At 63.3% G+C, this 26,031-nt stretch carries 19 protein-coding genes; 15 read left to right on the top strand and 4 right to left on the bottom strand.

The genetic code is table 11. The features are described from left to right. Positions 1-123 precede the first annotated feature (123 nt). From mreC to O9X62_RS04565, 5 genes are read left to right on the top strand one after another with little or no spacing between them, the layout of a single operon-like run. Complete coding sequence (mreC, locus tag O9X62_RS04585) at positions 124-1,023, top strand: rod shape-determining protein MreC (protein WP_269531584.1); 900 nt, start codon at positions 124-126, stop codon at positions 1,021-1,023. Then, on the top strand, positions 1,023-1,535 hold the full coding sequence (gene mreD, locus O9X62_RS04580) for a rod shape-determining protein MreD (protein WP_269531583.1): 513 nt from the start codon (positions 1,023-1,025) through the stop codon (positions 1,533-1,535). Before mreC ends, mreD begins: the two co-directional genes overlap by 1 nt. Next, positions 1,532-3,484 (top strand): penicillin-binding protein 2, encoded by a 1,953-nt coding sequence (gene mrdA, locus O9X62_RS04575; RefSeq protein ID WP_269531582.1) that lies wholly within the window; start codon positions 1,532-1,534, stop codon positions 3,482-3,484. The genes mreD and mrdA overlap by 4 nt, the downstream gene beginning before the upstream one ends. Further along, positions 3,477-4,589, top strand: a complete 1,113-nt coding sequence (gene rodA / locus O9X62_RS04570) for a rod shape-determining protein RodA (protein ID WP_269531581.1) — start codon at positions 3,477-3,479, stop codon at positions 4,587-4,589. Before mrdA ends, rodA begins: the two co-directional genes overlap by 8 nt. After that, on the top strand, positions 4,586-5,602 hold the full coding sequence (locus tag O9X62_RS04565) for a septal ring lytic transglycosylase RlpA family protein (RefSeq protein WP_269531580.1): 1,017 nt from the start codon (positions 4,586-4,588) through the stop codon (positions 5,600-5,602). Before rodA ends, O9X62_RS04565 begins: the two co-directional genes overlap by 4 nt. Before the next feature lie 108 nt (positions 5,603-5,710). Here the strand turns inward: O9X62_RS04565 and O9X62_RS04560 are convergent, their stop codons facing one another. Next, a complete protein-coding gene (locus tag O9X62_RS04560) occupies positions 5,711-6,586 on the bottom strand; it encodes a FecR domain-containing protein (RefSeq protein WP_269531579.1) in 876 nt (291 codons plus the stop codon). Positions 6,587-6,687: 101 nt separating this feature from the next. On the opposite strand from O9X62_RS04560, the gene leuS reads away from it, so the two are divergent. From leuS to rng, 4 genes are all read left to right on the top strand, one after another. Further along, positions 6,688-9,294: a leucine--tRNA ligase gene (gene leuS / locus O9X62_RS04555; protein ID WP_269531578.1), complete on the top strand. Its 2,607-nt coding sequence runs from the start codon at positions 6,688-6,690 to the stop codon at positions 9,292-9,294. Positions 9,295-9,386: 92 nt separating this feature from the next. Then, entirely contained in the window at positions 9,387-9,896 is a 510-nt protein-coding gene (gene lptE / locus O9X62_RS04550; protein WP_269531577.1) for an LPS assembly lipoprotein LptE, read from the top strand. Then, positions 9,896-10,906 carry a DNA polymerase III subunit delta gene (holA, locus tag O9X62_RS04545; protein WP_269531576.1) on the top strand — a complete coding sequence of 337 codons (1,011 nt, stop codon included), beginning with the start codon at positions 9,896-9,898 and terminating at the stop codon, positions 10,904-10,906. Before lptE ends, holA begins: the two co-directional genes overlap by 1 nt. 70 nt (positions 10,907-10,976) lie before the next feature. After that, complete coding sequence (gene rng, locus O9X62_RS04540) at positions 10,977-12,434, top strand: ribonuclease G (RefSeq protein ID WP_269531575.1); 1,458 nt, start codon at positions 10,977-10,979, stop codon at positions 12,432-12,434. A 15-nt stretch (positions 12,435-12,449) separates the two neighbouring features. Here rng and O9X62_RS04535 read toward each other — a convergent pair whose 3' ends face one another. From O9X62_RS04535 to O9X62_RS04525, 3 genes are all read right to left on the bottom strand, one after another. After that, on the bottom strand, positions 12,450-13,232 hold the full coding sequence (locus O9X62_RS04535) for an ABC transporter substrate-binding protein (protein ID WP_269531574.1): 783 nt from the start codon (positions 13,230-13,232) through the stop codon (positions 12,450-12,452). 32 nt (positions 13,233-13,264) lie between these two features. After that, a complete protein-coding gene (locus O9X62_RS04530) occupies positions 13,265-14,989 on the bottom strand; it encodes a tetratricopeptide repeat-containing response regulator (RefSeq protein ID WP_269531573.1) in 1,725 nt (574 codons plus the stop codon). A gap of 90 nt (positions 14,990-15,079) precedes the next feature. After that, complete coding sequence (locus O9X62_RS04525) at positions 15,080-17,251, bottom strand: UvrD-helicase domain-containing protein (protein ID WP_269531572.1); 2,172 nt, start codon at positions 17,249-17,251, stop codon at positions 15,080-15,082. Positions 17,252-17,433: 182 nt separating this feature from the next. Between O9X62_RS04525 and O9X62_RS04520 the strand changes: the two genes are divergently transcribed. From O9X62_RS04520 to gcvP, 6 genes are all read left to right on the top strand, one after another. Then, positions 17,434-18,510 carry an alkane 1-monooxygenase gene (locus O9X62_RS04520; protein WP_269531571.1) on the top strand — a complete coding sequence of 359 codons (1,077 nt, stop codon included), beginning with the start codon at positions 17,434-17,436 and terminating at the stop codon, positions 18,508-18,510. Positions 18,511-18,591: 81 nt separating this feature from the next. Next, positions 18,592-20,571 (top strand): ribonuclease catalytic domain-containing protein, encoded by a 1,980-nt coding sequence (locus O9X62_RS04515; RefSeq protein WP_269531570.1) that lies wholly within the window; start codon positions 18,592-18,594, stop codon positions 20,569-20,571. Between the two features lie 9 nt (positions 20,572-20,580). Continuing rightward, entirely contained in the window at positions 20,581-21,135 is a 555-nt protein-coding gene (locus O9X62_RS04510) for a hypothetical protein (RefSeq protein ID WP_269531569.1), read from the top strand. 113 nt (positions 21,136-21,248) lie between these two features. Beyond that, positions 21,249-22,346, top strand: coding sequence for a glycine cleavage system aminomethyltransferase GcvT (gcvT, locus tag O9X62_RS04505; protein ID WP_269531568.1), 1,098 nt, complete (start codon positions 21,249-21,251; stop codon positions 22,344-22,346). Between the two features lie 145 nt (positions 22,347-22,491). Next, positions 22,492-22,881, top strand: coding sequence for a glycine cleavage system protein GcvH (gene gcvH / locus O9X62_RS04500; protein ID WP_269531567.1), 390 nt, complete (start codon positions 22,492-22,494; stop codon positions 22,879-22,881). A gap of 261 nt (positions 22,882-23,142) precedes the next feature. Next, positions 23,143-26,010, top strand: a complete 2,868-nt coding sequence (gene gcvP, locus O9X62_RS04495) for an aminomethyl-transferring glycine dehydrogenase (protein WP_269531566.1) — start codon at positions 23,143-23,145, stop codon at positions 26,008-26,010. Positions 26,011-26,031 lie beyond the last annotated feature (21 nt).

Raw genomic sequence — 26,031 nt, 5'->3', positions numbered from 1 at the left:
TCCCCATCCCCCCGCCCTTGCCCGCCGGCAAGGGGGCCTCGCTGCGCTCGTATTGTCTCCGTAGCGTCTGTTTCGGCACGTCGTCCATTCGCGTCGGCCGTGTTCATGACGGATTGAGCCGCAATGGCCGTTTCCCACCAGCCCGTTTTCTTCAAGCAGGGGCCGCGGCCGCATATCCTGCTGATGATCTACGCCAGCTTATCGGCGGTTCTGCTGCTGGTAGATGTGCGCTGGCATGTCTTGCAGCCGGTGCGCGAGCTGGTCTCGATGGCGCTGTATCCCTTGCAACGTGCGGCGACGGCGCCGGTAGCCGCCGCCCGTACGGCCGGGGACTTTCTGACCTCGCAAACCAAGCTGCTGCAGGAGAACCGCCGCCTCGAAGACGAACGCCTGCGCACCAGCGCCGAGCTGCTACGGCTCAATGCCTTGCGCGAAGAAAATGCCCAGCTACGCAGGCTGACCGCGACACGCGATAGCCAGCACGGCAAAGGCGTACTGGCGGAAGTGCTTTACAACGACCGTGATCCCTACACTGCCAAGCTGGTGGTGGACCGGGGAGAAACCACGGGCGCCAACCTGGGGCAGGTGGTAATCGACCCGCGTGGCGTGGTCGGGCAGATCACCCGCGCCCAGCCGCTGACCTCGGAAATCACCCTGATTACCCATCGAGACCACACGGTGCCTGTTCAGGTGGTACGCAATGGCCTGCGCGCGATCATCTACGGGCAGGGCAACCAGCATCCGATGATCGTCCGCTGGCTGCCTTTGAACGCGGATATCCAGGAGGGTGACGAACTGGTCACCTCGGGTATCGATGGCACCTATCCGGCCGGTTTGCCGGTAGCGCGCGTGGTCAAGGTGGATCGCAATCCGGGCGTGGCCTTTGCGCAGGTCCGCTGCGCACCGGCTGCCGATATCGACAAGCACCGCTTCCTGCTGATACTCGACGAAACCCGACCGCTGCCGCCGCGCCCTGCTGATGCCGACGCGGCCGTCGCTAAACCTGCCAAGGAAGCGTCCTGATGCCGGTTTCCAGTCAGTTGCTCAAGCCGGTCAAGCCCGGCTTCATCGTGTTCAGTTTCATTGTGGCTGTCACCCTGACCCTGATTCCCTGGGGGCCATGGTGGCGTGCCCTGTTGCCGGATTTTGTTGCCCTGACGCTGTTCTACTGGGCCATGAACCAGCCGCGTCATGTGAGCGTGGGTTGGGCGTTCTGGCTGGGTCTGATTCTGGATATCGGTGACGGCAATGTGTTCGGCCAGCATGGATTGGCCTACTGCACGACGACCTGGCTGATCAGCGCCCGGCACCGTCAGCTTGGCATGTTCCCTCTGTGGCAGCAGGCGCTTTATATTGGCCCGCTGCTGCTGACCAACCAGCTGATCATGCTGGGCGTGCGCGCGCTTACCGGCAGTGCCTTTCCGGGCTGGAGCTATTTTGTGGGCGCCATCACGGGTGCCTTGCTGTGGGCGCCCGTCAGCCACTTGCTGCTGGCACCGCAGCGGATCGACAAGCCTACTGAAATCCAGTCATGAGCCGCTACACCGTTCTGCGCGACCATCACGGCGAGCGCTTCAGCTTCCAGCGCCGCCTGCTGGTGGTGCTGAGCGTGGTGGTCACCGGGTTGCTGGTGCTGTTCGGGCGCATGGTCTATCTGCAGGTCATGCAGTACCAGAAGTACCAGACACTGGCGGAATCCAACCGCATCTCGCTGGTGCCCATCCCGCCTTCGCGCGGCATCATCACCGACCGCAACGGGATTGTGCTGGCGCATAACTACTCGGCCTACACGCTTGAAATCACGCCCTCCAAGCTGCCCGGCAAGCTGGACGATACGATTGAATCACTGGCCGGGCTGATCGAGATCACGCCCAAAGACCGGCGCCGTTTCCGCAAGCTGCTCGACGAGAGCAAGGAATTCGAGTCGATCCCCATCAAGACCCGGCTCAATGATGAGGATGCGGCGCGTTTTGCGGCCCAGGCCTTCCGTTTTCCCGGTGTCGAGATCAAGGCCCGGCTGTTCCGCCAGTACCCGATGGGCGAATCGGCCTCGCACCTGATCGGCTACATTGGCCGGATCAACGATGCCGACATGAAGCGTCTCGAAGCCGAGAGTGATATCGCCAACTACAAGGGCACCGACCATATCGGCAAGTTCGGTCTCGAAAAGAGTTACGAAACCGTGCTGCATGGCAAGACAGGTTACGAAGAGGTTGAGATTGATGCCGGTGGACGTGCAGTACGTTCGCTCAGGCGCACGGCGCCGGTGTCAGGCAACAACCTGATCCTCTCGGTCGATATCAAGCTGCAACAAATTGCCGAGCAGGCCTTCGGTACGCGCCGTGGCGCGCTGGTGGCGATGGAGCCAGCGACGGGCGGTGTGCTGGCGCTGATCTCGCGGCCCGGTTTCGACCCCAACCTGTTTGTCGACGGGATCGACCCGGTGTCGTGGAAGGAGCTCAACGAGTCGCCAGACCGGCCGCTGAACAACCGGGCCATCCAGGGTCTGTATCCCCCGGGCTCAACCTTCAAGCCCTTCATGGCGCTGGCTGCGCTCGAAACCGGCAAGCGCCGTGCGCATGATTCGATCGGGGATCCGGGTTTCTTCATCCTGGGCAATCATCGCTGGCGGGATGACAAGGTGGATGGCCATGGCCTCGTGGACATGAACAAATCCATCGTGGTGAGCTGCAACACCTATTACTACAAGCTCGCCAACGATATGGGCATCGACCTGATTGCGGGCTTCATGGGGCCGTTGGGCTTTGGCAGCCGCACGGGGATAGACCTGCCTGGCGAGAAGGAAGGCATCCTGCCCTCGCAGGCCTGGAAGCGGCGGGCCTTCAAGCGCAAGGAGCAACAGCGCTGGCTGGCGGGCGACACGATTTCCATCGGCAATGGTCAGGGTTACAACAGCTACACCATCATCCAGCTTGCCCAGTCGGTATCCACGCTGGTCAATCATGGCGTGCAGTATCGGCCGCACCTGGTGCAGTACATCGAGAACAGCAGCACCCGCGCGCGCAAGCAGATGGAGCCGCAGCCGATCAAGCGGCTGCCGTACAAGCCCGAGCATATCGAGGTGATCAAGCAGGCCATGGTCAACGTGAACCTGGCGGGCACCTCCTCGCGAGCCTTTGCTGGCGCGCCCTATGGCTCGGGCGGCAAGACCGGTACGGCCCAGGTGTTCAGCCTCAAGGGCGCCAAGTACAACGCCAGCACCACGCGCGAAGACCTGCGTGACCATGCCCTGTTCATTGCATTTGCCCCCGCGGATCAGCCCCGCATTGCGCTGGCGATGATTGTGGAAAACGCCGGTTTCGGCGCTCAGGCGGCCGCGCCGATTGCGCGCCAGGTGTTTGATTACTACCTGCTGGGCAAGCTGCCGGCCAAACCGGCGGAACCCCTGCCGGATGAGGCGCCGGCCGACTCGGCCGAAGGCACGCCGTTGGAGAACTTCATGCAGCAGCATCGCCATGATTAAGCGACTCTTCCGGCGTCTGGCCGAACCCCTCGATCCCTGGTTGTTCCTGTTTGTCGGCCTGCTGATCAGCGTGAGCCTGATCACCATCTACTCCGCCTCCAATGGCAGCGTGGACAAGGTCACCAACAAGATGGTGTCGGTTTCGGTGGCCTTGCTGGCGATGTGGCTGGTTGCCAACCTCAAACCCGCACAGCTCATGTGGCTGGCGCCGCCGCTCTACCTGCTGGGGGTGGTGCTGCTGGTGGCGGTGGAGCTGTTCGGGATTACCGTCAACGGGGCGACGCGCTGGCTCAATATCGGCATCGGCCGCATCCAGCCGTCCGAGCTGCTCAAGCTGGCCGTGCCCATGATGGTGGCCTGGTACTTCCAGCGTCATGAATCCTGGCTGCAGCCGCGCCACTATGCGGTGGCGGCAGCCATCATCGGCGTGCCGGTCTTGCTGGTGCTCAAACAGCCCGATCTGGGCACGTCCTTGCTGATCAGCGCGGCCGGGTTCTATGCCTTGTTCCTCGCAGGCCTGTCATGGCGCGTGATCCTGCCGCTGGTGGCCATGTTTCTGGCCACCATCTGGTTCGTGGGCGATTTCAACCGCTGCGCATCGGTGTTCCATGATTACCAATGCCATCGCGTGCAGGTACAGCTGGACCCGATGGCCGATCCGCTGGGCAAGGGTTACCACATCATCCAGGGCACTATCGCCATCGGTTCGGGCGGCATCACCGGCAAGGGCTGGATGAATGGCACCCAGACCCGGCTCGATTTCATCCCCGAGCGCACTACTGACTTCATCTTCGCCGTTTACAGCGAAGAGTTCGGCCTGATTGGCTGTGCGCTGCTGCTGGCGCTGTACCTGTGCGTGATCGTGCGCGGGCTGATGATTGCCAACAGTGCTTCCAGCCTGTTCGGCCGCCTGTTAGCCGGCGCGCTGACGCTGTCGTTCTTCACCTATGCCTTCGTCAATATCGGCATGGTGGCGGGCCTGCTCCCGGTTGTGGGGGTGCCGCTGCCGCTGGTGAGTTACGGGGGCACGGCAATGCTGTCCATCCTGATCGGTTTCGGTATGCTGATGTCCATCCAGCGTGACCGAAAGTTGATCAAGCGTTGAGCCTGCGCCACTTAGCCGTCCTGCTAGCCCTGTTGCTTGCCGCGTGTGCCACCCAGACACCGCGGCCAGCCCCCGTTCGTTCTGCGCCGCTGCCAACGCCTGCTCCGGCGCCGGCGACGCCCCTGCCACCGCCCAAGCAGGAACAGATCCCGCAGGAGCTGGGGGGCTACTACAAGGATGACGGCCCGGTGGCCGAGGTGCCCTACGATCTGGATGCGGTGCCGGAGCCGGCACCACAGATGGAGCCGCTGCACCGTTACGCCAATCGGCCCTACAAGGTGTTCGGCAAGACCTATGTGCCGCGCAAGACACTGGGCGATTACCGCGAAGAGGGCATGGCTTCCTGGTATGGGCGCAAGTTTCACGGGAAACGTACCGCCAGCGGCGAACCCTACGATGTCTTCAAGCTGACCGCTGCGCACCCCACCTTGCCCATTCCTAGCTATGCCCGCGTGACCAGTTTGGCCAATGGCAAATCCGTGGTCGTGCGCATCAACGACCGCGGCCCGTTTCACAAGGGGCGAGTGATCGATCTCTCCTACACGGCGGCCTACCGGCTGGGTTATCACCATGGCGGCAGTGCCCGCGTGCGGGTTGAGGCCTTGCTGCCCGGTGAGCAGTCGGCCCCACTCCCGCCGGTTACCACGCTCTTGCGCGAGGTAGAGGCCGCGCCGGGCCGCCCGCCCGAGACGCTGACGGGGACCAGCGATCCGCTGGCTGAGCTGGCCGAACGGGTCAGCCGGGATGTGGCAGAGCCCGCACCCGCGCCGGTCGAAACCCAAGGCGCCTTGCGCTGGGTGCAGTTGGGCGCCTTTGGCACGGCGGCGGCGGCTGAAGCATTCCGCATCAAGACCACTGACAGTCTGGCGTGGTTGGGCAGTACACCAGTCATCGTGCACAGCGGTGGGGTATGGCGAGTCCGGGTCGGCCCCTATGCCAACCGCGAGCAGGCGCAGCAGGTGGTTGACCAGATCGCCGAGCGTGCGGATCTGCGTCCGGCCGTGGTGCAGTAGACCGACGTCTCCGCGAACACAAAGCGCCCGGCGTGAACAAGCGCCCGCGCAATGACATCGCCCGGCAGGGGCGGGCGAGGGTCTGGCTATCCGGCAGGCTGATCCTGCTTAGCGACCCATGCCGATCACCTGCTGAACCGGCACGCCCAACTCGGCCTTGAGCCGCTCGCCCAGAGCTTTTGCATCGGCTGCGCTGGCCAGTTGCTCCACGCTGACCCGATACTTGCCATCTGCCATGGGCCGGACCCGGGCGGGGTAACCCGCAGCCCGCAGCCGGTCATACCAGCCCAGTACTTGTTCCTGGGTGTCCGATTGCACAAGCACCAGGCGCCACTTGCCGGTGGCCGACATCAGCCCCTGGCCTGCCTGCGGTTCGGTTTGCGGTGCCCACTCATTGATCACCTTGTTGATGTCCACCTTGGCAATCGGCAGCGCCGGCTTACCCTTGGGGGCCACGTAGAAATCCAGCGGGGAGTCCATGGTCTGGAAGCCCTGTTCACCCTCATGGGCAACCGAGATGCTGCCCTCCAGCAGGCAGACCAGGTCTTTCTCGTTATCCGATTTGCCCCAGATATCGGTGCCGCGAATGCCCGCGGTGATGGTGGCAACCTTGATGTCCACTTCACGCTGGCGCAGCTTGTAAAGGGCGCCGGTAGTAAAACGGAATGCCCCCTGCAGGACCTGCACGGCGGCGCTGAAGGGCGATTTCCTGCCGTCGGACACATTGAGGTTGTCGGCCCGGAAGACCGCCTGCTCACCCAGCTTGATCTGGCTACCTTCGGGCAGGGTCAGCAAGATGCGGCCGCCCTTGCCGGTACGCAGCACATCGCCCGCCTCGAGTGTCTGGCCCGGCATCAAGGGCCGCACGGTGCTGCCGCGCTCAATCCAGGCCGGCAGATTCACGGCGCTCACCGAGGCCGGCGCCGCCAGGCCGGTACTCAAGAGCAAGGTGGAAAACAGGGCGACAAGCACATTGCGCATCATTGACTCCGGACGGATTGAACAGGGTCGCTCGGTTATAATCGGCCTTTCAGCCATTTCACCGCCGCGCATTTGCCGCGCAGCACCGCTTCAGGATAGTCCAGATGCAAGAACAGTACCTTCCGTCCAGCGTCGAAGCCGCCGCCCAGCAACACTGGGAAGCCCGCAACGCCTACCGCGTTGTTGAGGACAAGAACAAGCCAAAGTACTACGCCTGCTCGATGCTGCCCTACCCCAGCGGCAAGCTGCATATGGGCCATGTACGCAATTACACGATCAACGACATGCTGGCCCGCCATTTGCGCATGAAGGGCTACAACGTGCTCATGCCCATGGGCTGGGACGCCTTCGGCCTGCCGGCCGAAAACGCCGCCATCGCCTATGGCAAGCCGCCGGCCGAATGGACCTACGCGAACATCGCCGACATGAAAGCGCAGATGCAGCCGCTGGGTCTGGCCTTCGACTGGTCGCGCGAAGTTGCTACTTGCGATCCGGATTACTACAAGTGGAACCAGTGGCTGTTCCTGAAGATGCTCGAAAAGGGCGTTGCCTTCAAAAAGACCCAGGTCGTGAACTGGGACCCGATCGATCAGACCGTGCTGGCTAATGAGCAGGTGGTGGACGGCCGCGGCTGGCGCTCGGGCGCGATCGTCGAAAAGCGCGAGATTCCCGGTTACTACTTCGGCATCACCCAGTACGCCGAGGAGCTGCTGGCCGATATCGATAAGCTCGACGGCTGGCCCGATCAGGTCCGCGCCATGCAGCGCAACTGGATCGGCAAGTCCGAAGGCGTGCGCTTTGCGTTTGCCCACGACATCAAGGATGCGAACGGCCAACTGATCGGCGACGGCCAGATGTGGGTGTTCACCACGCGCGCTGACACCATCATGGGCGTGACCTTCTGCGCCGTGGCCGCCGAGCACCCGCTGGCCTCCCGCGCTGCCGAACTCAAGCCGGAACTCGCGGCATTCATCGAAGAGTGCAAGCTCGGCGGCACCACCGAGGCCGAACTGGCGACGCAGGACAAGAAAGGCCAGCCCACCGGCCTGTACGTGACCCACCCGCTGACCGGCGCGCAAGTCGAAGTCTGGATCGGCAACTATGTGCTGATGAGCTACGGCGATGGCGCGGTGATGGGCGTGCCGGCGCACGACGAGCGCGATTTTGCATTTGCCAACAAGTACGGCATTGCCATCAAGCAGGTGGTGGCCGTAGAAGGCCAGACCTTCGATTCGACCGTCTGGGCCGAGTGGTATGGCGACAAGACCCAGGGCGTTACCGTCAATTCGGGCAAGTACGATGGCCTCGCCTACAAGGCGGCGGTCGATGCCGTGGCCGCTGATCTGGCTGCGCAAGGCATCGGCGAGAAGAAAACCACCTGGCGCCTTCGCGACTGGGGTATCTCGCGCCAGCGCTACTGGGGCACGCCGATCCCCATGATCCACTGCGAATGCTGTGGCGACGTACCCGTGCCTTACGATCAGCTGCCCGTGGTGCTGCCGACCGATTGCGTGCCCGATGGCTCGGGCAACCCGCTGAACAAGCGCGACGACTTCCTCAAGGTCGATTGCCCCCAGTGCGGCAAGCCGGCTCGTCGCGAAACCGACACCATGGATACCTTCGTCGATTCGAGCTGGTATTTCATGCGCTATACCTGCCCCGATGCCGCCACCATGGTCGATGAGCGCCATGATTACTGGATGGCCGGTGGTATGGACCAGTACATCGGCGGTATCGAACACGCCGTCCTGCATCTGCTGTACGCCCGCTTCTGGACCAAGGTCATGCGCGATCTGGGCCTCGTGAAGATCGACGAGCCGTTCAAGCGCCTGTTCACCCAGGGCATGCTGCTCAACGAGTCGTTCTACCGTGAAGATGCGGCGGGCAAGAAGACCTGGTACTACCCGAACGAAGTCGAAGTCCAGCACGACGACAAAGGCCGCCCGATTGCCGCCACGCTGAAGGCGGACGGCCAGCCCGTGGTCATGGGCGGCATCGAGAAGATGTCCAAGTCCAAGAACAACGTGGTCGAGCCCAAGGACATCATCAGCCGCTTTGGTGCCGATACCGCGCGCCTGTTCACCATGTTTGCCGGTCCGCCCGAGCAAAGCGCCGCGTGGAGCGATAGTGGTGTCGAAGGCGCATCGCGCTATCTGCGCCGCCTGTGGGCCTTTGGCTTCAAGCACGCGGCTGCCATCAAGGCGGCGGGTGCCGTTGAGGCTTCCGACAAGGCGGACAAGGATCTGCGCTTCGAACTGCACAGCACGCTCAAGCAGATCAATGCCGACTACGACCGCCTGCAGTACAACACCGTGGTGTCGGGCTGCATGAAGCTGCTCAACGCGCTCGAAGGCTACAAGGGCAGCAATGCCGGCGTGCTGAAAGAGGGCTTGGGCATGCTGCTGCGCGTGCTCTACCCGGTCGCCCCGCATATCTGCCAGGCGCTGTGGACCGAGCTGGGCTACAGCGGCGAGCTGATCGACACCGCCTGGCCCGAACCGGCTGCTGACGCGCTGACGCAGGACGAAATCAAGCTGATGCTGCAGGTCAACGGCAAGCTGCGTGGTGAACTGCTGGTGCCGGCCAGTGCCGACCGCGCGGCCATCGAACAGATTGCACTGGCCAGCGAAGCCGCCCAGAAATTCCTGGAAGGCCAGACGCCGAAGAAGGTGGTGGTGGTGCCGGGCCGTCTGGTGAACCTGGTGGTGTAAGCCGCAATGCGTAGGGTGCAATGCGCGTAGCTTTTGCACCCTACGGTTGCTCGGGTTTGAATGTTGTCATGTCTCGCTGATCTGGATCGCTCATGAACCTGCGCCCTTTCCTGTTTACCGCCTGCCTGGCCCTGTCGGCTTGCGGCTTCCATCTGCGCGGCGAGGGTGGCGCAAGCGCCTTTGCCTTCCGCGATATCAGCCTGCAAGGCTCGGCCACGGGGGTGGGTGGCGTAGTCCAGCGACAGCTCAGTCTGCGCCCCGAGCTCAAGCTGGTGGGTGCAGAGGCGGCCGAGGTGCAGCTGGCGGTGGAGAGCGAGGCGCTGGACAAACAGATCCTGACCGTGAACCGCTCAGGCCGCGTCAGTGAATACCAGCTCACCCTGCGTGTCCGCTTTGCGGTGCGGCAGGCGGGCGTGACGGCCATTCCCAGCACGGAACTGACGCTGCGCCGTGATTACTCCTTCGACGAGAACAACCTGCTGGGCAAAGATGCCGAGGAGCAGGCGCTGGTGCGCGACATGCGTCAGGACGCCGCCCAGCAAATCATCCGCCGTCTGGCTGCGCTCAAGCCGGTTGCTGGCGTTTCACGTCCGGCAGCCTGATGCAGATTCGTCCCGCCGACCTGCCGGCCAGGCTCAAGGGTGCGCTGGCGCCCCTCTATGTGGTGCATGGCGAAGAGGCCCTGCTGGTGCTGGAAGCAGCGCAGGCCGTCCGCGATGCGGCGCGAGCCGCAGGCATTCTGGAACGCGAAGTCCTGACGGTCGAATCGGGCTTCAAATGGCACGAACTGGCGGCCGCGGGCCAGGCCATCTCCCTGTTTGCCGAGCGCAAGCTGATTGACCTGCGCATCCCCAATGGCAAACCCGGCACCGAGGGCGGCGAGGCACTGCAGCAATACGCGGCCAATCCCTCGCCCGACAATATCCTGCTGATCCAGCTGCCCAAGCTGGACAAGCCGCAGCTCAGCAGCAAATGGTTTACTGCGCTGGAGTCGGCCGGCGTAGTCGTGCAGTGCCAGACAGTGGGCCGCAACGAGCTGCCGGCCTGGATTGCCGAGCGCCTACAACGCCAGCAACAGCGGCTCAGCAGCGAGGCAATGGCCTGGCTGGTGGCGCGCGTGGAGGGCAATCTGCTGGCGGCCAAGCAAGAAATCGACAAGCTGGCGCTCTTGCATCCGCCCGGTGAGCTGGATCTGACGGCCGTGACCGACGCCGTCGCCAGCGTGGCCCGTTACGATGTCTGGGGCTTGGGCGAAGCACTGGTTGCGGGCGATGCCGCACGCTATATCCGCATGCTCGACGGACTCAAGGGCGAGGGCGAAGCACCCCATCTGGTACTGTGGGCGTTGTCTGACGAAATCCGCGCCCTGATGCGCGTGGGGCTGGGCCGTGCCCAAGGCGGCAATCTGCAGCAGCTCTACCGCGAAAACCGCGTCTGGGGCGACAAGCAGAAGCGTTATCCGGCTGCGCTGGATCGGCTCAAGGCCAGTCAGCTCAAGGCCGCGCTGACCCACGCCGCGCAGATCGATCGCACTGTGAAAGGCGTGGGCGAGGGCGATGCTTGGGAAGAGCTGGTCAAACTGGGTTTGCGCTTGATGCCGGCGCCGCGTTGAACCGGCCGGGCAAGACCTCAAACCCCAGCGGGTCAGGCCCGCTGCGGTTTAAGGTTTTGGCAGAGTCATCATGAAAGAACACATCCTGATCAACGTCACGCCGCAGGAAACACGGGTGGCGGTGACGGAAGAAGGCGTGGTCCAGGAGCTGCATATCGAGCGCAGTGCGCAGCGCGGCATTGTGGGTAATGTGTATCTGGGCGTGGTCAAACGCGTATTGCCGGGCATGCAGTCGGCCTTTATCGAGATCGGTCTGGAGCGTGCGGCGTTCCTGCATATTGCCGATGTGATCGAGCAGCGCCAGCACCCCAACGAACCACAGCGCATCGAGCGTTTGCTGTTTGAAGGCCAGAGCGTGATGGTGCAGGTGATCAAGGACCCGATCGGCACCAAGGGCGCGAGGCTCTCTACCCAGATCAGCATTGCCGGCCGTTTTCTGGTGCTGCTGCCGCAAGAGCACCATATCGGTGTGAGCCAGCGTATCGAGCATGGCGAAGGCCGCGAGCACCTGCGTGAGCGTTTGGCGCAAATGCTGCCCAAGGATCACAACCATGGTGGCTACATCATCCGTACCTCGGCCGAGCACGCTACTGAGGGCGAGTTGCGCGCGGATATCGATTATCTCAACCGTATCTGGGCTGACCTCAAGCTCAAGGGCCAGACCCTCCCGCCCGAGTCCTTGCTGTACCAGGACCTGAGCCTGCCGATGCGGGTCTTGCGCGATGTGGTGCGTGATGAAACCCAGAAGGTGGTGGTGGATTCCCGTGAAACCTTCCAGAAAATGAGCGAGTTCGCCGAGGCCTTCGTCACCAACGTTGCGCCGCGTGTCGAGCACTATCAGGGCGAGCGGCCGCTGTTCGAGCTGCATGGTGTGGAGGCCGAGATCGAGCGGGCGCTGGCACGGCGGGTGAACCTCAAGTTCGGCGGTTACCTGATCATCGACCAGACCGAGGCGATGACGACGATCGATGTGAACACGGGCGGCTTTGTGGGTACGCGCTCGTTCGACGACACGATTTTCAAGACCAATCTGGAAGCGACCCAGGTGATTGCGCGCCAGCTGCGTCTGCGCAATCTGGGCGGGATCATCATTGTCGATTTCATCGACATGGATAACCACGAGCACCGCGAACAGGTACTGGCCGAGCTGCAAAAAGCCATGGCCAAGGACCGCACCAAGGTCACCGTTTCGGGCTTCACCAGCCTGGGTCTGGTCGAGATTACCCGCAAGCGCACGCGCGAAAGCCTGGCGCATATCCTGTGCGAGCCCTGTCCGGTGTGCGAGGGCCGTGGCGAGATCAAGACCGCGCAAACCGTGTGCTTTGAAGTGCTGCGCGAGATCCTGCGCGAGGCGCGTCAGTTCAATGCCAAGGAATACCGGATTCTGGCCAGCCAGACCGTGATCGACATGTTCCTCGATGAAGAAAGCGCCAATCTGGCCATGCTGGCCGACTTCATCGGCAAGCCGATTTCCCTGCAGGTGGAAACGGCCTACACCCAGGAACAGTTTGACGTGATCCTGGTGTAGGCCGCGCCGTCAGGCCTAGCGTGTCACCAGATTCGACCAGCTGGTCGGGCAGCGCACCTGCCCCATCAGCTTGGCGTGCTCGCCCGATGCAATGAGTTTCTTGAGGCCACCGTTGAAAGCCTGCAAGCGGGCACGACTCTCTGTGAGTTTGCGCGGCAGCATCAGATGGGTGGTGAACTTGTCGGTCATCAGCTTGGGGTGGGCGCGCAGGCGGTTGGCCTCACCCTCGCTGAAGTGGCGTGCCAGCAGGTCACAGGCGACATTGCGTTCCATGGGCGAGATATCCACACGGCCGCTGACCAGCTTGCGCAAGGCAGCCAGGTCGTCCGGCGTGCTGTCAGTCTTCAGTTCGCCTGACTGTGCCATGGCCCAGATTTCAGGGGTGTAGGTGTAATCCTTGATCATGGCGATCTGGTAGGGACGTAGATCCGCCAGCGTCCGCCAGTCCAGATCAATGGTCTTGCGATACACAAACACCCACTGCTCGGTCAGTACATTGTCACTGAGCAGGAAGCTTTGTTCATGTTCGGGCTTGTGGCCCCAGTAGGCGGTGCCATCCCAGCGGCCGGACTTGGTTTCGGCCAAGGCGCGCGACCAAGGCAGGAAGGTGTATTCGACCTTGTAACCACCCAGCTCGAAGGCACGGCGCACAATGCTCAGGGCAATGCCCTGGTCTGGCCGGCTCTCGGTCGCGTAGGGCGGCAACTCCCCGGTGGCGATGCGGATTACCCGGCTGTCTGCCGCCTGCGGCAGCAGGCTGGCCAGCAGGCAGGACAGGGCGAAAACATGACGCAGCATGGCGACGCTCCTTGAGTCGGTTTCTTTCTGGATCACACCCGGAACCGGCGCCGGGCCGTGTTGTAGGCATCCTTGAGTTTCAGGTACTTCATGCTCGCGGGCTCCAGCGTCTTGACCCGATCCAGATAGGTCTGCGCCAGATCCATGTATTCCTGATGCCAGCCCAGCCGTGACACATAGGCCAGCATGGCGTTCACGGCGTTGAGCATCACCTGCACATTGGCCGGCATCTCCTCGACGGCCTGGTTGAACTTCTGCACCGCGCCTTCCAGATCGCCGGCCTGCGCCATGCGCACGGCCTCGTTGTTGATGGCGACGATGGCCTTGGCGGTGTTCTCGATCATGGCCTGGCCCAAGTCGGCCCGGCCTACCGCCTCGTACATGGCGGAGACCTTTTCCAGTAGCGCCGTGTCCTCGTGATGGTTGCGCACCATTTTCTGGACGATCTCGCCGGCCATGGAATCCTCACCCAAGGCGTAACAGGCTTCGGCCATTTCCAGCGCAAAATGATCGGGCAGCTCGTTGCCCACCGCCTTGAACTGCTCCTTGGCCTTGTTGAGGATCTGCTGGGCACGGCTGTCGCTGCCCTGCTTGATGGCGACCTGCACTTCCATCACCGTGGCAAGTAGCTCGGCTTTCTGGTCATAGCGGAATTCCCGGCGCACATCGGCGGCGACCTTGGACGCTTCGATCACGTTGCCGGTGCCCAGGTGGGCCTTGGCCAGGCTCGAGTAATCCCCGGCATCGCGCCAGAACGAGTACTTGGCGACATTGATCGTCTGCTGGAAAGATTTGACCGCGGTATCGAAGTCGCCATTGCGCATGGCGACTTCGCCGAGCTTTTTCTGCCGCGACACATTGGCTGCCGACAGCCCGACTGCTTGCTGCAACAGTTGCTGGGCTTCCTCGTGTTCGTGCTCGGCCTGATGGATCTTGGCCAGCCAGTCGTAGGCCTCCATCACCCGGTCGTTTTCCTTGAGGATAGTCTGGAACAGTTCGCGTGAGGTGGCGTAGTCCTTCAGATGGAACAGCGCCTTGCCCAGCCCCATGCGCGCCCAGGGAATGTCCTTCACATCGAGCACGGCTTCATAGGTCGCGCGCGCCATGGTGTAGTCGCCGATATTCAGTGCGATGCGACCCTTGATCTTGAGGAAGTCGAGCAAGAAGGGGTCCTTGCGGGCGATGCGTTCATTGCACTCGGCCAGTGCCTTGAAGTAGTCATCATTGAGCATGGCCGCGTCGAGTGATTCGAACTCGACCTTCTTGTTGTAGATGCGGTCGAGCCGCTGCTTGAGCTCCTCGCCGGTAAACGGTTTGAGCAGGTAATCGTCGGGGGCCAGTTCGGCGGCGGAGATCACCATGCGCGCGCGGCGCTCGCCCGTCACCACCATGAAGATTGCCGAGGGCTTGATCAGGTTGCGCAGTTTGAGTTCTTCGAGCAGGTGCAGGCCGTCGTAGCCGTTGCCCAGGTCGTAATCGCAGAGGATCACGTCAAAGTCGCCGCGCTTGATCATGCCGATGGCTTCAGTGGCGCGGTGGGCGTACTCGATCTTGGTCACGCCGAAGGTAGACAGCGTGTTGTTCATGGCGGCGCGCATTTCCTGCACGGCGTCGATCACCAGAAAACGCTTGGTAGCGTAGTCGATCTCGATCTGGCCCTTGCGCGCAGCCTGGTACACCTCGTCATGGCTATCGTCGCCCACGGCACGCGCGGTGCGCGCTGCAAACAGGGCCGAATTGCCGGCTAGATCCGCCATTGCTTACATCCTCCGTCGACTCGCCGTGTGTCCTGCTTCCGCTACGGGATGCTTGAGAGGCGCGCACCGGCGCCCCGAAACAACGTGGCCTCAGTTAACCAGTGTAAGCCGCGCGTACTCAAGCGCAAGCCACTTCACCCCGGCAGCACCGAAGTTCACCTGCACATTGGCGTTGAGACCAGTGCCATCGTAATCAATCACTACACCGCGACCGAACTTGGGATGCTCGACCGACGCGCCCATGCGCAAGCCATGCTCGGGCGCCGATGATTCCGCCTTGCGCGCCGGCATGGCCGCCGGGGCATAGCCGCGGTTGATCCACTTGAGCAGGTCTTCGGGGATTTCGCTCAGAAAGCGCGAGGCAATCGCAAAGCGCGTCTGGCCGTGCAGCATGCGGCTCTGCGCGAGGCTGATATAGAGGCGGCGGCGTGCCCGCGTGATCGCTACATAAGCCAGCCGGCGCTCTTCTTCGAGCCCTTCGGGGTCGTTAAGGCTGTTGTCGTGCGGGAAAAGGCCCTCTTCCACGCCAGTGAGGAACACGGTGTCGAACTCCAGCCCCTTGGCGGCGTGCACGCTCATCAGTTGCAGCGCGTCCTGGCCCGGCGCGGCTTCGTGTTCGCCGGCCTCCAGGCTGGCCTGGGCCAGGAAGTCGGTCACGCTGTCTTCGTTTTCCTGCACGAAACGCGCAGCGGCAGCGGCCAGCTGATCCAGGTTTTCGAGCCGGTCCTGGCCTTCCTTGTCGTTGCGGTAGAACTCGATCAGCCCGCTTTGCTCGATGGCCAGTTGCACCAGCTCGGGCAGGCTCAGGCCCTCCATCTGCGCGCGCAGGTTTTCGATCAGGCCCACAAACTTGCCCACGGCCGCGGCACTGCGCCCCGCCCCCCCGCCACAAGCGGCCTGCCAGATGCTGGTGCCGGTGCCGCGTGCGGTTTCGCCCAGTATCTCCAGCGTGCGGTTACCGATGCCGCGAGCGGGGAAGTTGATCACGCGCAAGAGCGCGTTGTCGTCGTCCGGGTTCACCATCAGGCGCAAGTACGCCAGCGCATGCTTGATTTCCTGCCGCTCGAAGAAGCGCAGCCCGCCGTAAACGCGATAGGACACGCCGGCCTGGAACAGTGCATGTTCGAGCACGCGCGATTGCGCGTTGGAGCGATACAGCACGGCCATGTCGCTCAGCGGCAGGCCATCACGGTGCGACTGGCGCACTTCATCGACGACGAACTGCGCTTCTTCGTAATCGGACGCGGCTTCGAATACGCGGATCGGGTCGCCTGCGCCGGCTTCGGTCCACAGGTTCTTGCCCAGGCGGCCGCGGTTGTGGGCGATCAGCGCATTCGCGGCGTCGAGGATATTGCCTTGCGAGCGGTAGTTCTGCTCCAGGCGGATCACCGTTTCCACCGCAAAGTCGCGCTGGAAGTCGGCCATGTTGCCCACATTGGCGCCACGGAAGGCGTAGATGCTCTGGTCGTCGTCGCCCACGGCAAACACGGCGGCGGTTTCGCTGGGGGCATCGCCGCCGGCGACGCGGCCCAAGAGGCCGGTGTAATCGTCCTTGCCGGCCAGCAGCTTGAGCCAGCGGTATTGCAGCCGGTTCGTATCCTGGAACTCATCGACGAGGATATGCCGGAAGCGCTGCTGGTAATGCACGCGCAGGGGGGCGTTGTCGCGCAGCAGCTCATAGCTGCGCAGCAGCAGCTCGGCAAAGTCGACCACGCCTTCTCGCCGGCACTGGCGCTCGTATTCCTCGTAGAGCTGCTTGAGCTGGCGCGTGTAGTCGTCCCAGGCTTCCACCTCATGCGCGCGCCGGCCTTCTTCCTTGTTGGCGTTGATGAAGTGCATCAGGTCGCGCGGCGGGTACTTTTCGTCGTCCACATTCAGCGCCTTCAGCATGCGCTTGATGGCGGCGAGCTGGTCGGCCACATCGAGAATCTGGAACGCCTGCGGCAATCCGGCCTCGCGCCAGTGCATGCGCAGGAAACGGTTGCACAGGCCGTGGAAGGTGCCGATCCAGATGCTGCGTGTGTTGATGGGCATCTGTGCCGAAATGCGCGTGAGCATTTCCTTGGCGGCCTTGTTGGTAAAGGTCACCGCCAGCAAACCGTGCTGGCCCACCTGCCCGGTGCTCAGCAGCCAGGCGATGCGCGTGGTCAGCACGCGGGTCTTGCCAGAGCCAGCGCCGGCCAGGATCAGCGCGGGAACCGGTGGTAGCGTCACGGCGGCGAGTTGTTCGGGGTTCAGACCTTGGAGCAGGGAAGAAGACATGAATGGCGCCAGATGCAGGGTGGCGGCATTTTAACAGCCGCCGTGCAGTGCACAGGCTTCGTTCCATCGCCGCGTGCGGCATGCGTGGCGTAGACCGAAATCCTTGTCGGCTCAGTGACTTGTTGCTCAGGCGGTGAGGGCGTAGATTGCAGGCTCTACCGGATCATCGCGGGGGCGCACGCATGCACAATGCACCAACCATATACTGGCGCATCCTCAAGCACATCGGCTTTGTGCTGGCCTTACTAGGGCCGCTGCATGCGGTGGGCGGCTTTTTTGTGGGCGGTTATCACGCCTGGCATCTGCTGGTGGTGGCCTTTGTGATTTCGCCGCTCATCGATGTGGCGCTGGGCGAAGACCCGACTCCGCCGGGACAGGAAGGCCTGGCGCGTCGCCACCTGTGGTTTGACGGCCTCTTGCTGGTCTATGTGCTGGCTTACTGGACGGCGCTGGTGCTGGGGCTGATCCAGTCGGCGCAGGGCGATTGGTCTTGGGCTGACCGCGTGGGTGCCACGCTGTCGATGGGCGTAGTGGGCGGCATCGGCATTGTGGTGGCGCACGAGCTGGGACACCGCAAGACCCGTACCGAGCGCCTGTTTGCGCAGCTGCTGCTGCAACCGGTGTGTTACGGCCATTTCACGCTCGAACACAATCGCGGCCACCATGCTTGGGTGGCCACGCCGGGCGACCCGGCCAGCGCGCGGCTGGGCGAGAGTTACTACCGCTTCTGGTGGCGCAGTGTGCGGGGCACTTGGCTATCGGCCTGGCGGCTGGAGTTCGAGCGCATGCAACGCCTGCAGGTATCGCCTTGGTCCTGGCGCAATGCGATGTGGCGACACACAGGTATCCCGGTGCTGATCGCGGCGGCAGTGACTGTGTGGCTGGGCCCTTGGGCGCTGTTGTTCTGGCTGGGCCAAGCCGTCATGGCGTTTTCGCTGCTGGAGGTGGTCAACTACTTGGAGCACTACGGCTTGCAGCGCCGCGAGACCGGGCCGGACAGGTATGAGCCGGTGCGGCCGGTGCATTCGTGGAATTCCAATAGGCTGTTTTCGAACCTGTTCCTGTACCAGTTGCAGCGCCATTCCGATCACCATACCCGCCCTGCCCAGCCGTATCAGGCTTTGCAGCCTTGCCCGGATGCGCCGCAACTGCCTTCGGGCTATACGGCGATGATCCCCTTGGCGCTGATTCCGCCGCTGTGGTTTGCGGTGATGAATCCCCGCGCCGAGCGGTGGCGGCAAGTGCTTGAAAATGCATGACTAGCGGGGAGGCGGGGGGCCGGCGGCTCGGGTATAATCCGCGCCCTCCCCCATCTCCCCGCGCCCTTGCGGCGTGCCGGCATGAACGTATTCTTCGAAGAAAGCGGCGACTTCAAGGTTGCCGCCATCATGAGCGAGTCGGACGCCAACCTGCAGGTCGAGGATGCGCGCGGCAAACGCAGCAAGATCAAGGCCCACGATGTGCGTGTGCGCTTCGACAAGATCGCGCTGGCCGACTTCATGCCGCAAGCCAATGCGCTGGCCGAGGACATCGACCTGGACTTGATCTGGGAAGTGGCCGGTGGCGAGGAGTTCGGTTTCCTCGATCTGGCCAAGGAATACTTCAGCGCCAGCCCCAGCACGCTGGAGCAGGCCGCCATGGTGCTGCGCCTGCACAGCAACCCCATGTACTTTTACCGCAAGGGCAAAGGCCGCTACAAAGCCGCGCCTGAGGACAACCTGCGCGCCGCCAAGGCCGGGCAGGAAAAGAAAGCCCGTGAAGCCGAGATGATGGCCGGCTGGCAGGCCGAGCTGCTGGCCGGCAAGCTGCCCGAAGCGCTTAAATCGCATGTGAAGGCGTTGCTGCACCGGCCCGACAAGAACACCATCGAATGGAAAGCGCTGGCCGCCGCCTCCGACGCCGCGCAAAAATCGCCGCTGCGTTTGCTGGAAAGCTGCGGCGCGATTCCCGATCTGGAAGCCTGGCTGCGCGATGGTTTCCTGAGTGAATACTTTCCCAAGGGCACGGGCTTTCCCGATATCGCCCTGCCTGCGGCGCCGGCCGACTTGCCCGCTGCTGGTGTGCGCGCGTTCAGTATTGATGATGCTGCCACAACCGAAATCGACGATGCCTTGTCGGTCACCCCGCTGGCCGACGGCCTGACTCGCGTCGGCATCCATATCGCCGCGCCCACGCTGGGCGTGGAAAAAGACTCGGTGATGGAGCAGGTGGTGCTGGCGCGCCTGAGCACCGTTTATTTCCCCGGCGACAAAATCACCATGCTGCCCGATGCAGTGGTCGAGGCCTTTACCCTGGCCGAAGGCCGCGACTGCCCGGCGGTGAGCCTGTATGTGACGGTGGATGCGGACTTCAACATCGTGACCAGCGAAAGCCGGCTCGATGTGGTGCATATCGCCGCCAACCTGCGCCACCATGATCTCGACCCGGTATTCAACGAAGACACGGTCAATCTGCCCGATGGCGGCCCCGATTACCCGTGGAAGACCGAGCTGCTGTATCTGCACCGCTTTGCGATTGCGCTGGAGAAGGCGCGCGGCAAGCACGACCCGAACCGCGTCGAGCGCCCCGACTACAGCTTTGCGATCGATGCCCAGGCCGATGGCAGCAAGCGCGTGCGCATCTACCCGCGCAAGCGCGGCAGCCCCATGGACAAGCTGGTCGCCGAGCTGATGATCCTGTGCAACAGCACCTGGGGCAAACAGCTGGCCGATGCGCGCATCCCCGCCATCTATCGTGCCCAGGCCATGGGCCGCGTGCGCATGACCACGCAGCCCTCGCCGCACGTGGGCCTGGGCGTGGCGCAATACAGCTGGGCTTCGTCGCCGCTGCGCCGCGCCGCCGACTTCATCAACCAGCAGCAGCTGGTGGCAATGCTGACTGGCGAAGCACCGCGCTATGTCGCCCGCGACCCGATGCTGTTCGCCGCGCTGCGCGACTTTGACCAGACCTACAACGCCTACGCGGATTTCCAGAGCAAGATGGAACGCTACTGGTGCCTGCGCTGGCTGGAGCAGGAAGGTGTGCGCGAGATTGGCGCCACGGTCATCAAAGAGAACCTGGTGCGCTTTGAAGGCCTGCCGCTGATCATGCGCATTGCGGGTCTGCCGGAATTGGCGCGCGGCACACCGGTCAAACTACAGACCATCCGTACCGATTACCTCGATCTGGATCTCGAATGCCGCCTGCTGGAAACCGGCGAGCCGGCGGCCGTGGTCGAAGAGGAAGAGGAATTGCTGGAGGTGGCCGACGCCGCCGAACTACCCGAAGAAGCCGAAGCAGCACCCGCCGACGCCACCGCCGGCGTAATGCCCGCTGCTTGAGTCATCATCATGCGACCCACCGACAGACTCGATCATTTCCTGCCTATCCGTTACCGCAATGGCACGCTGGTGCGCCAGTTTTCCAAACCCTGCGAGCAGTGTGGCCATGTGCTGCATGCGCGGGATATGCACGGTATTGCGCGCCTGCTGGACGACCATCTGGGCATTGCGGCCACCGCCCATTGCCCGGTTTGCCATCACCAGTTCGGCATTGCCTGCGCGGTCGATAACCAGAAGCATGTGCGCCGTGTGACCCTGCCGGTGGCCTTCTTCAAATTCTATCTGCGCATCTTGCCGCAGCATCCCGCTGAAGCGGCTGCCCACGAAGCCGGTCTCGCCGAGGTCGCGGCCGAGCGCGCCGCCCACCCGGAGGCCTCGCCGGCAGCACCGAGCGTTGACTATGAGCGCGCGGAAGCGGTGCTGGGACGCTATCAGGACAAGCCCATCCCCGCCTATATCGTGGTGGAGGGCACCGAGGTGCCGTTTGACCGTATCGAACCGGATGGCCGCGTCGGGCAGGGTGAGTACCTGCTCGATGGCTGTCTGGTCTATAAACCAGCCTGACCCAGGCCGGGCAGGTTCGAATGCCGCCTGCGCCCGCACAGTATCAAGGCGGGCGGAGGACGGTGACGGACTATCCCCTGATTGCCAAAACCGATTCTCACAAGGAAGACAACATGGCGCACCGCACCCCCCTCTTCGACGCTCACCTCGCCTGCAACGGCAAGATCGTGGACTTTGCCGGCTGGGAAATGCCGATCAACTACGGCTCCCAGATCAAGGAACACGAGGCCGTGCGCAACGACGCCGGCATGTTCGATGTCTCGCACATGACCGCCGTGGACGTGAAGGGCGCCGGTGCGACTGCTTTCTTCCAGAAGCTGATCGGCAACGATGTGGCCAAGCTCGGTTTTGAGGGCAAGGCGCTGTACTCGGGCATGTACAACGAGGCCGGCAAGGTGATTGACGACCTGATCGTCTACCGTACCAGCTGGGGCTACCGCGTGGTCGTCAACGCCGGTACCACCGACAAGGACCTGGCCTGGATGGGCAAGGTCGCCGCCGATTTCGACGTGAGCCTCACGCCGCGCCGCGATCTGGCGATGATCGCCGTGCAGGGCCCGCAAGCGATTGCCAAGGCGCAGGCCGCCAAGCCGGATGCCGCCGAGCTGATCGCCGGCCTGCAAGTGTTCCAGGGTTTGCCGCACGGTGAGTGGTTCTTCGCACGCACCGGTTATACCGGCGAAGACGGCCTCGAAATCTCCATGCCCGCTGGCGAGGCGATTGCCTTCTGGCACAAGCTGGTCGAAGTGGGCGTGGCCCCGGCCGGTCTGGGCGCGCGCGACACGCTGCGCCTGGAGGCCGGCATGAACCTGTATGGCAACGAGATGGACGAAACTGTCTCCCCACTGGCCGCTGGTATGGGCTGGACGATTGCCTGGGAGCCCGCCAGCCGTGATTTCATCGGCCGTGCCGCGCTCGAAGCCGAAAAGGCCGAGCGCGCCGCCAAGGGGCCGCTGCTCAAGCAGGTGGGTCTGGTGTTCGAAGGCAAGGGCGTGCTGCGCTCGCACATGAAGGTGGTCACCGCTGGCGGTGAGGGCGAGATCACCTCGGGTACATTCTCGCCCAGCCTGCAGGTATCGATTGCCATGGCCCGCGTGCCGCTGAGCGTGCAGGTGGGTGACAGCGTGCAGGTCGATGTGCGCGGCACGCTGCAACCGGCGCGCGTGGTGCGCATGCCCTTCGTGCGTCATGGCAAGAAGGTGTACGAGTAAGCAAACCCGGGGTGTACGCCGCGGCAAGTGCTTGTAACAGCGGCGGAATCCCCTACAGTTTTGGTAGAATCTGCGCCGGCCGTGGCCTATCCGGCCAGCGCACCGATCCACTTGGCTCTATCGGGCCAACACATTCGAGAACAGCATGAGCACCAATATCCCCAGCGATCTGAAGTACGTGTCCAGCCACGAGTGGCTGCGCCTTGAGGCCGACGGCAGCATCACCGTGGGCATTACCGATCACGCCCAGAGCCTGCTTGGCGATGTGGTGTTCGTTGAAGTCCCGGCCGTGGGCGCCAAGCTCGCCGCCGACGCCAGCGCCGGCGTGGTCGAGTCGGTGAAGTCCGCGTCCGACGTGTACGCCCCGATTGCCGGCGAAATCGTCGCCGTCAACGAGTCGCTGGCCGATGCCCCCGACACCGTGAACAGCGATCCCTACGGCGCCGGCTGGTTCTTCAAGATCAAGCCCGCCAACCCGGCTGATTACGCCGGCCTGATGGACGCTGCCGCCTACACCGCCGAAATCGGCGCGTGAACCGCATCAAGCATTGCGGGTGAGTCAATCCGCAGTGCAGGCACCCGGCAGAGCCGGGTGCTGGGCGGCAGTGGCGGGTCCGACGCGCTTCGCTGATGGATTCCACTCCCCCCGCCCTCGCCGCCGCGAGGGAGCCTCGCTGACGCTCGTTGCGGTTCTGCTCGACGCCAACTTTGCTCCCCCAATGACCGGTCGCCACAAGCGGCCGGTTTGCCATTGCATCAAACCGCGCCGCCCGCGCTTCACTACGGAAGTCTTACCATGACGCCGCTGTCCGCTCTCGAACACCACGACGAATTCATTCACCGCCATATCGGCCCCGACGAAACCGAAATCGCTGCCATGCTGGCGACGGTGGGTTCGGACTCGCTCGATGGACTGGTCAAGGACACCCTGCCCGCCGCGATTCTGGGTGGTACACCAGTCGCCCTGCCCGGCGCGGTGACCGAGGCGGATGCGCTGGCCGAGATCAAGGCGATGGCAAGCAAGAACGTGATCGCGCGCAGCTTTATCGGTATGGGTTACCACGAGACCATCACCCCCAAGGTGATCCTGCGTAACGTGATGGAAAACCCCGGCTGGTACACGGCCTACACGCCTTACCAGGCCGAGATTTCGCAGGGCCGCCTGCAAAGCCTGCTCAACTTCCAGCAGCTGGTGCTGGATCTGACCGGTCTGGAACTTGCCAATGCTTCCTTGCTGGACGAAGCCACCGCCGCGGCCGAAGCCATGGCCATGGCCCGCCGTGTCTCCAAGGCGGCCTCGAACCGCTTCTTTGTGGACCGCGATGCGCTGCCGCAAACGATCGATGTGATGAAGACCCGCGCCAAGGCGTTTGGCTGGGAGCTGATCTACGGCTCGCCGGCTGAAGCCAAGGATCACGAAGTGTTCGGCGCGCTGTTCCAGTACCCGAACGTGAATGGCGAAATCGGTGAACTCGAAGCTGCGATTGCCGCCATCAAGGCCATGGGTGGCATGGTGGCACTGGCTACCGACCCGATGGCACTGGTGCTGCTGAAGTCGCCGGGTTCGCTCGGTGCCGATGTGGCGCTGGGTTCGGCGCAGCGCTTTGGCGTGCCCATGGGCTTTGGCGGCCCGCACGCGGCTTTCTTTGCCACGCGCGACGAATACAAGCGCTCGGTGCCTGGCCGCATCATCGGCGTGTCGGTCGACAGCGCCGGTAACCCGGCCCTGCGCATGGCCCTGCAAACGCGCGAACAACATATCCGTCGCGAAAAGGCCAACTCGAATATCTGTACCTCGCAGGTGCTGCTGGCGAACATGGCCTCGCTGTACGCCGTGTACCACGGCCCGGTCGGCCTCAAGCGCATTGCCGAGCGCATCCATCGCCTCACCGCCATCTTCGCCGAAGGCCTCAAGCGCGTGGGTGTGAATGTGCAGACGCGCCGCTTCTTCGACACCGTGGTCGTGGACCTCGGTGCCAAGGCGCACGCTGCTTTCAACGCGGCACAGGCCGCTGGCTACAACCTGCGCCATATCAGCAGCAGCCAGCTCGGCATCAGCTTTGGCGAAAAAGCCACGCGCGATGATGTGAAGGCGCTGTGGACCGCTCTGCTGGGTGATGCCGCCAAGGCACTCGATGTGGACACGCTGGATCAGGACCGCGTGACGCGCCTGCCGGCAGATGTGCTGCGTACCGACGCGATCCTGACCCACCCGGTCTTCAACGCCCACCACACCGAAACCGAAATGCTGCGCTTCATGAAGAAGCTGCAGAACAAGGATCTGGCGCTTGATCACGCGATGATCTCGCTGGGCTCGTGCACGATGAAGCTCAACGCCACTGCCGAGATGATCCCGGTGACCTGGCCCGAGTTCGGCGATATCCACCCGTTTGCGCCGGCCAACCAGACCGAGGGCTACCTCGAACTGATCGAAAGCCTGGCCGAGCAGCTCAAGGCGATTACCGGCTTTGATGAAATCTGCATGCAGCCCAACTCGGGCGCGCAGGGCGAATACGCCGGCCTGCTGGCCATCCGCCGCTATCACGAGGCGCGCGGTGACGGGCATCGCAATATCTGCCTGATTCCGCAATCGGCCCACGGTACCAACCCGGCTACCGCGCAGATGATGTCGATGCAGGTGGTGGTGGTGGCCTGCGACGAGAACGGCAACGTGAACGTGGCCGACCTCAAGGAAAAGGCCGCGGCGCACAGCCAGAACCTGTCGTGCCTGATGATCACCTACCCGAGTACGCACGGTGTGTTCGAAGCCGCGATCCGCGAAATCTGCGACGTGATCCACAGCCACGGCGGCCAGGTCTATATGGACGGCGCCAACCTCAACGCCCTGGTGGGTTTGGTGAAGCCCGCCGAAATCGGCGCTGACGTCAGCCACATGAACCTGCACAAGACCTTCTGCATCCCGCACGGTGGCGGCGGCCCCGGCATGGGCCCGATCGGTCTGAAGGCGCATCTGGCCCCGTATATGGCCAACCACGTTGTGTCGCCGATCGACGGCCCGCACCGCGGCCAGACGGCCGTGAGCGCTGCGCCGTTCGGTTCGGCCAGCATCCTGCCGATCTCGTGGATGTACATCCGCATGATGGGTGGCGTGGGTCTGCGCAAGGCCACGCAAGTGGCGCTGCTTAACGCCAACTACATTGCCAAGAAGCTGGCCGAGCACTACCCGATCCTGTACACGGGCCAGAATGGCCGTGTGGCGCACGAATGTATCGTCGATCTGCGCCCGCTCAAGGCCGCCAGCGGCGTGACCGAAGTCGATTGCGCCAAGCGCCTGATGGACTACGGCTTCCACGCGCCGACAATGAGCTTCCCTGTGCCCGGCACCTTCATGATCGAGCCGACCGAGTCGGAGTCGAAGGAAGAGCTGGATCGCTTCATCGAAGCCATGATCAGCATCCGCATGGAAATCGACATGGTCCAGCAAGGCGAGTGGCCGTTGGATAACAACCCGCTGCGCAACGCCCCGCACACGCAGTTTGCCGTTGTCGGTGAGTGGGAGCGCCCATACGGTCGCGAAACCGCCGCCTACCCCTTGCACTGGGTACGCGACAACAAGTTCTGGCCCAGCGTAGGCCGCATTGACGACGCCTACGGCGACCGCAATGTGGTTTGCTCGTGCCCGAGCATCGACGCATACCGCTAAGCCACCGTAGGGTGCAATAAG

It is taken from the genome of Chitinimonas sp. BJYL2 (assembly GCF_027257935.1).
Lineage (GTDB): Bacteria > Pseudomonadota > Gammaproteobacteria > Burkholderiales > Chitinimonadaceae > Chitinimonas.
This window is presented reverse-complemented; position numbering and strand designations above follow the sequence as displayed.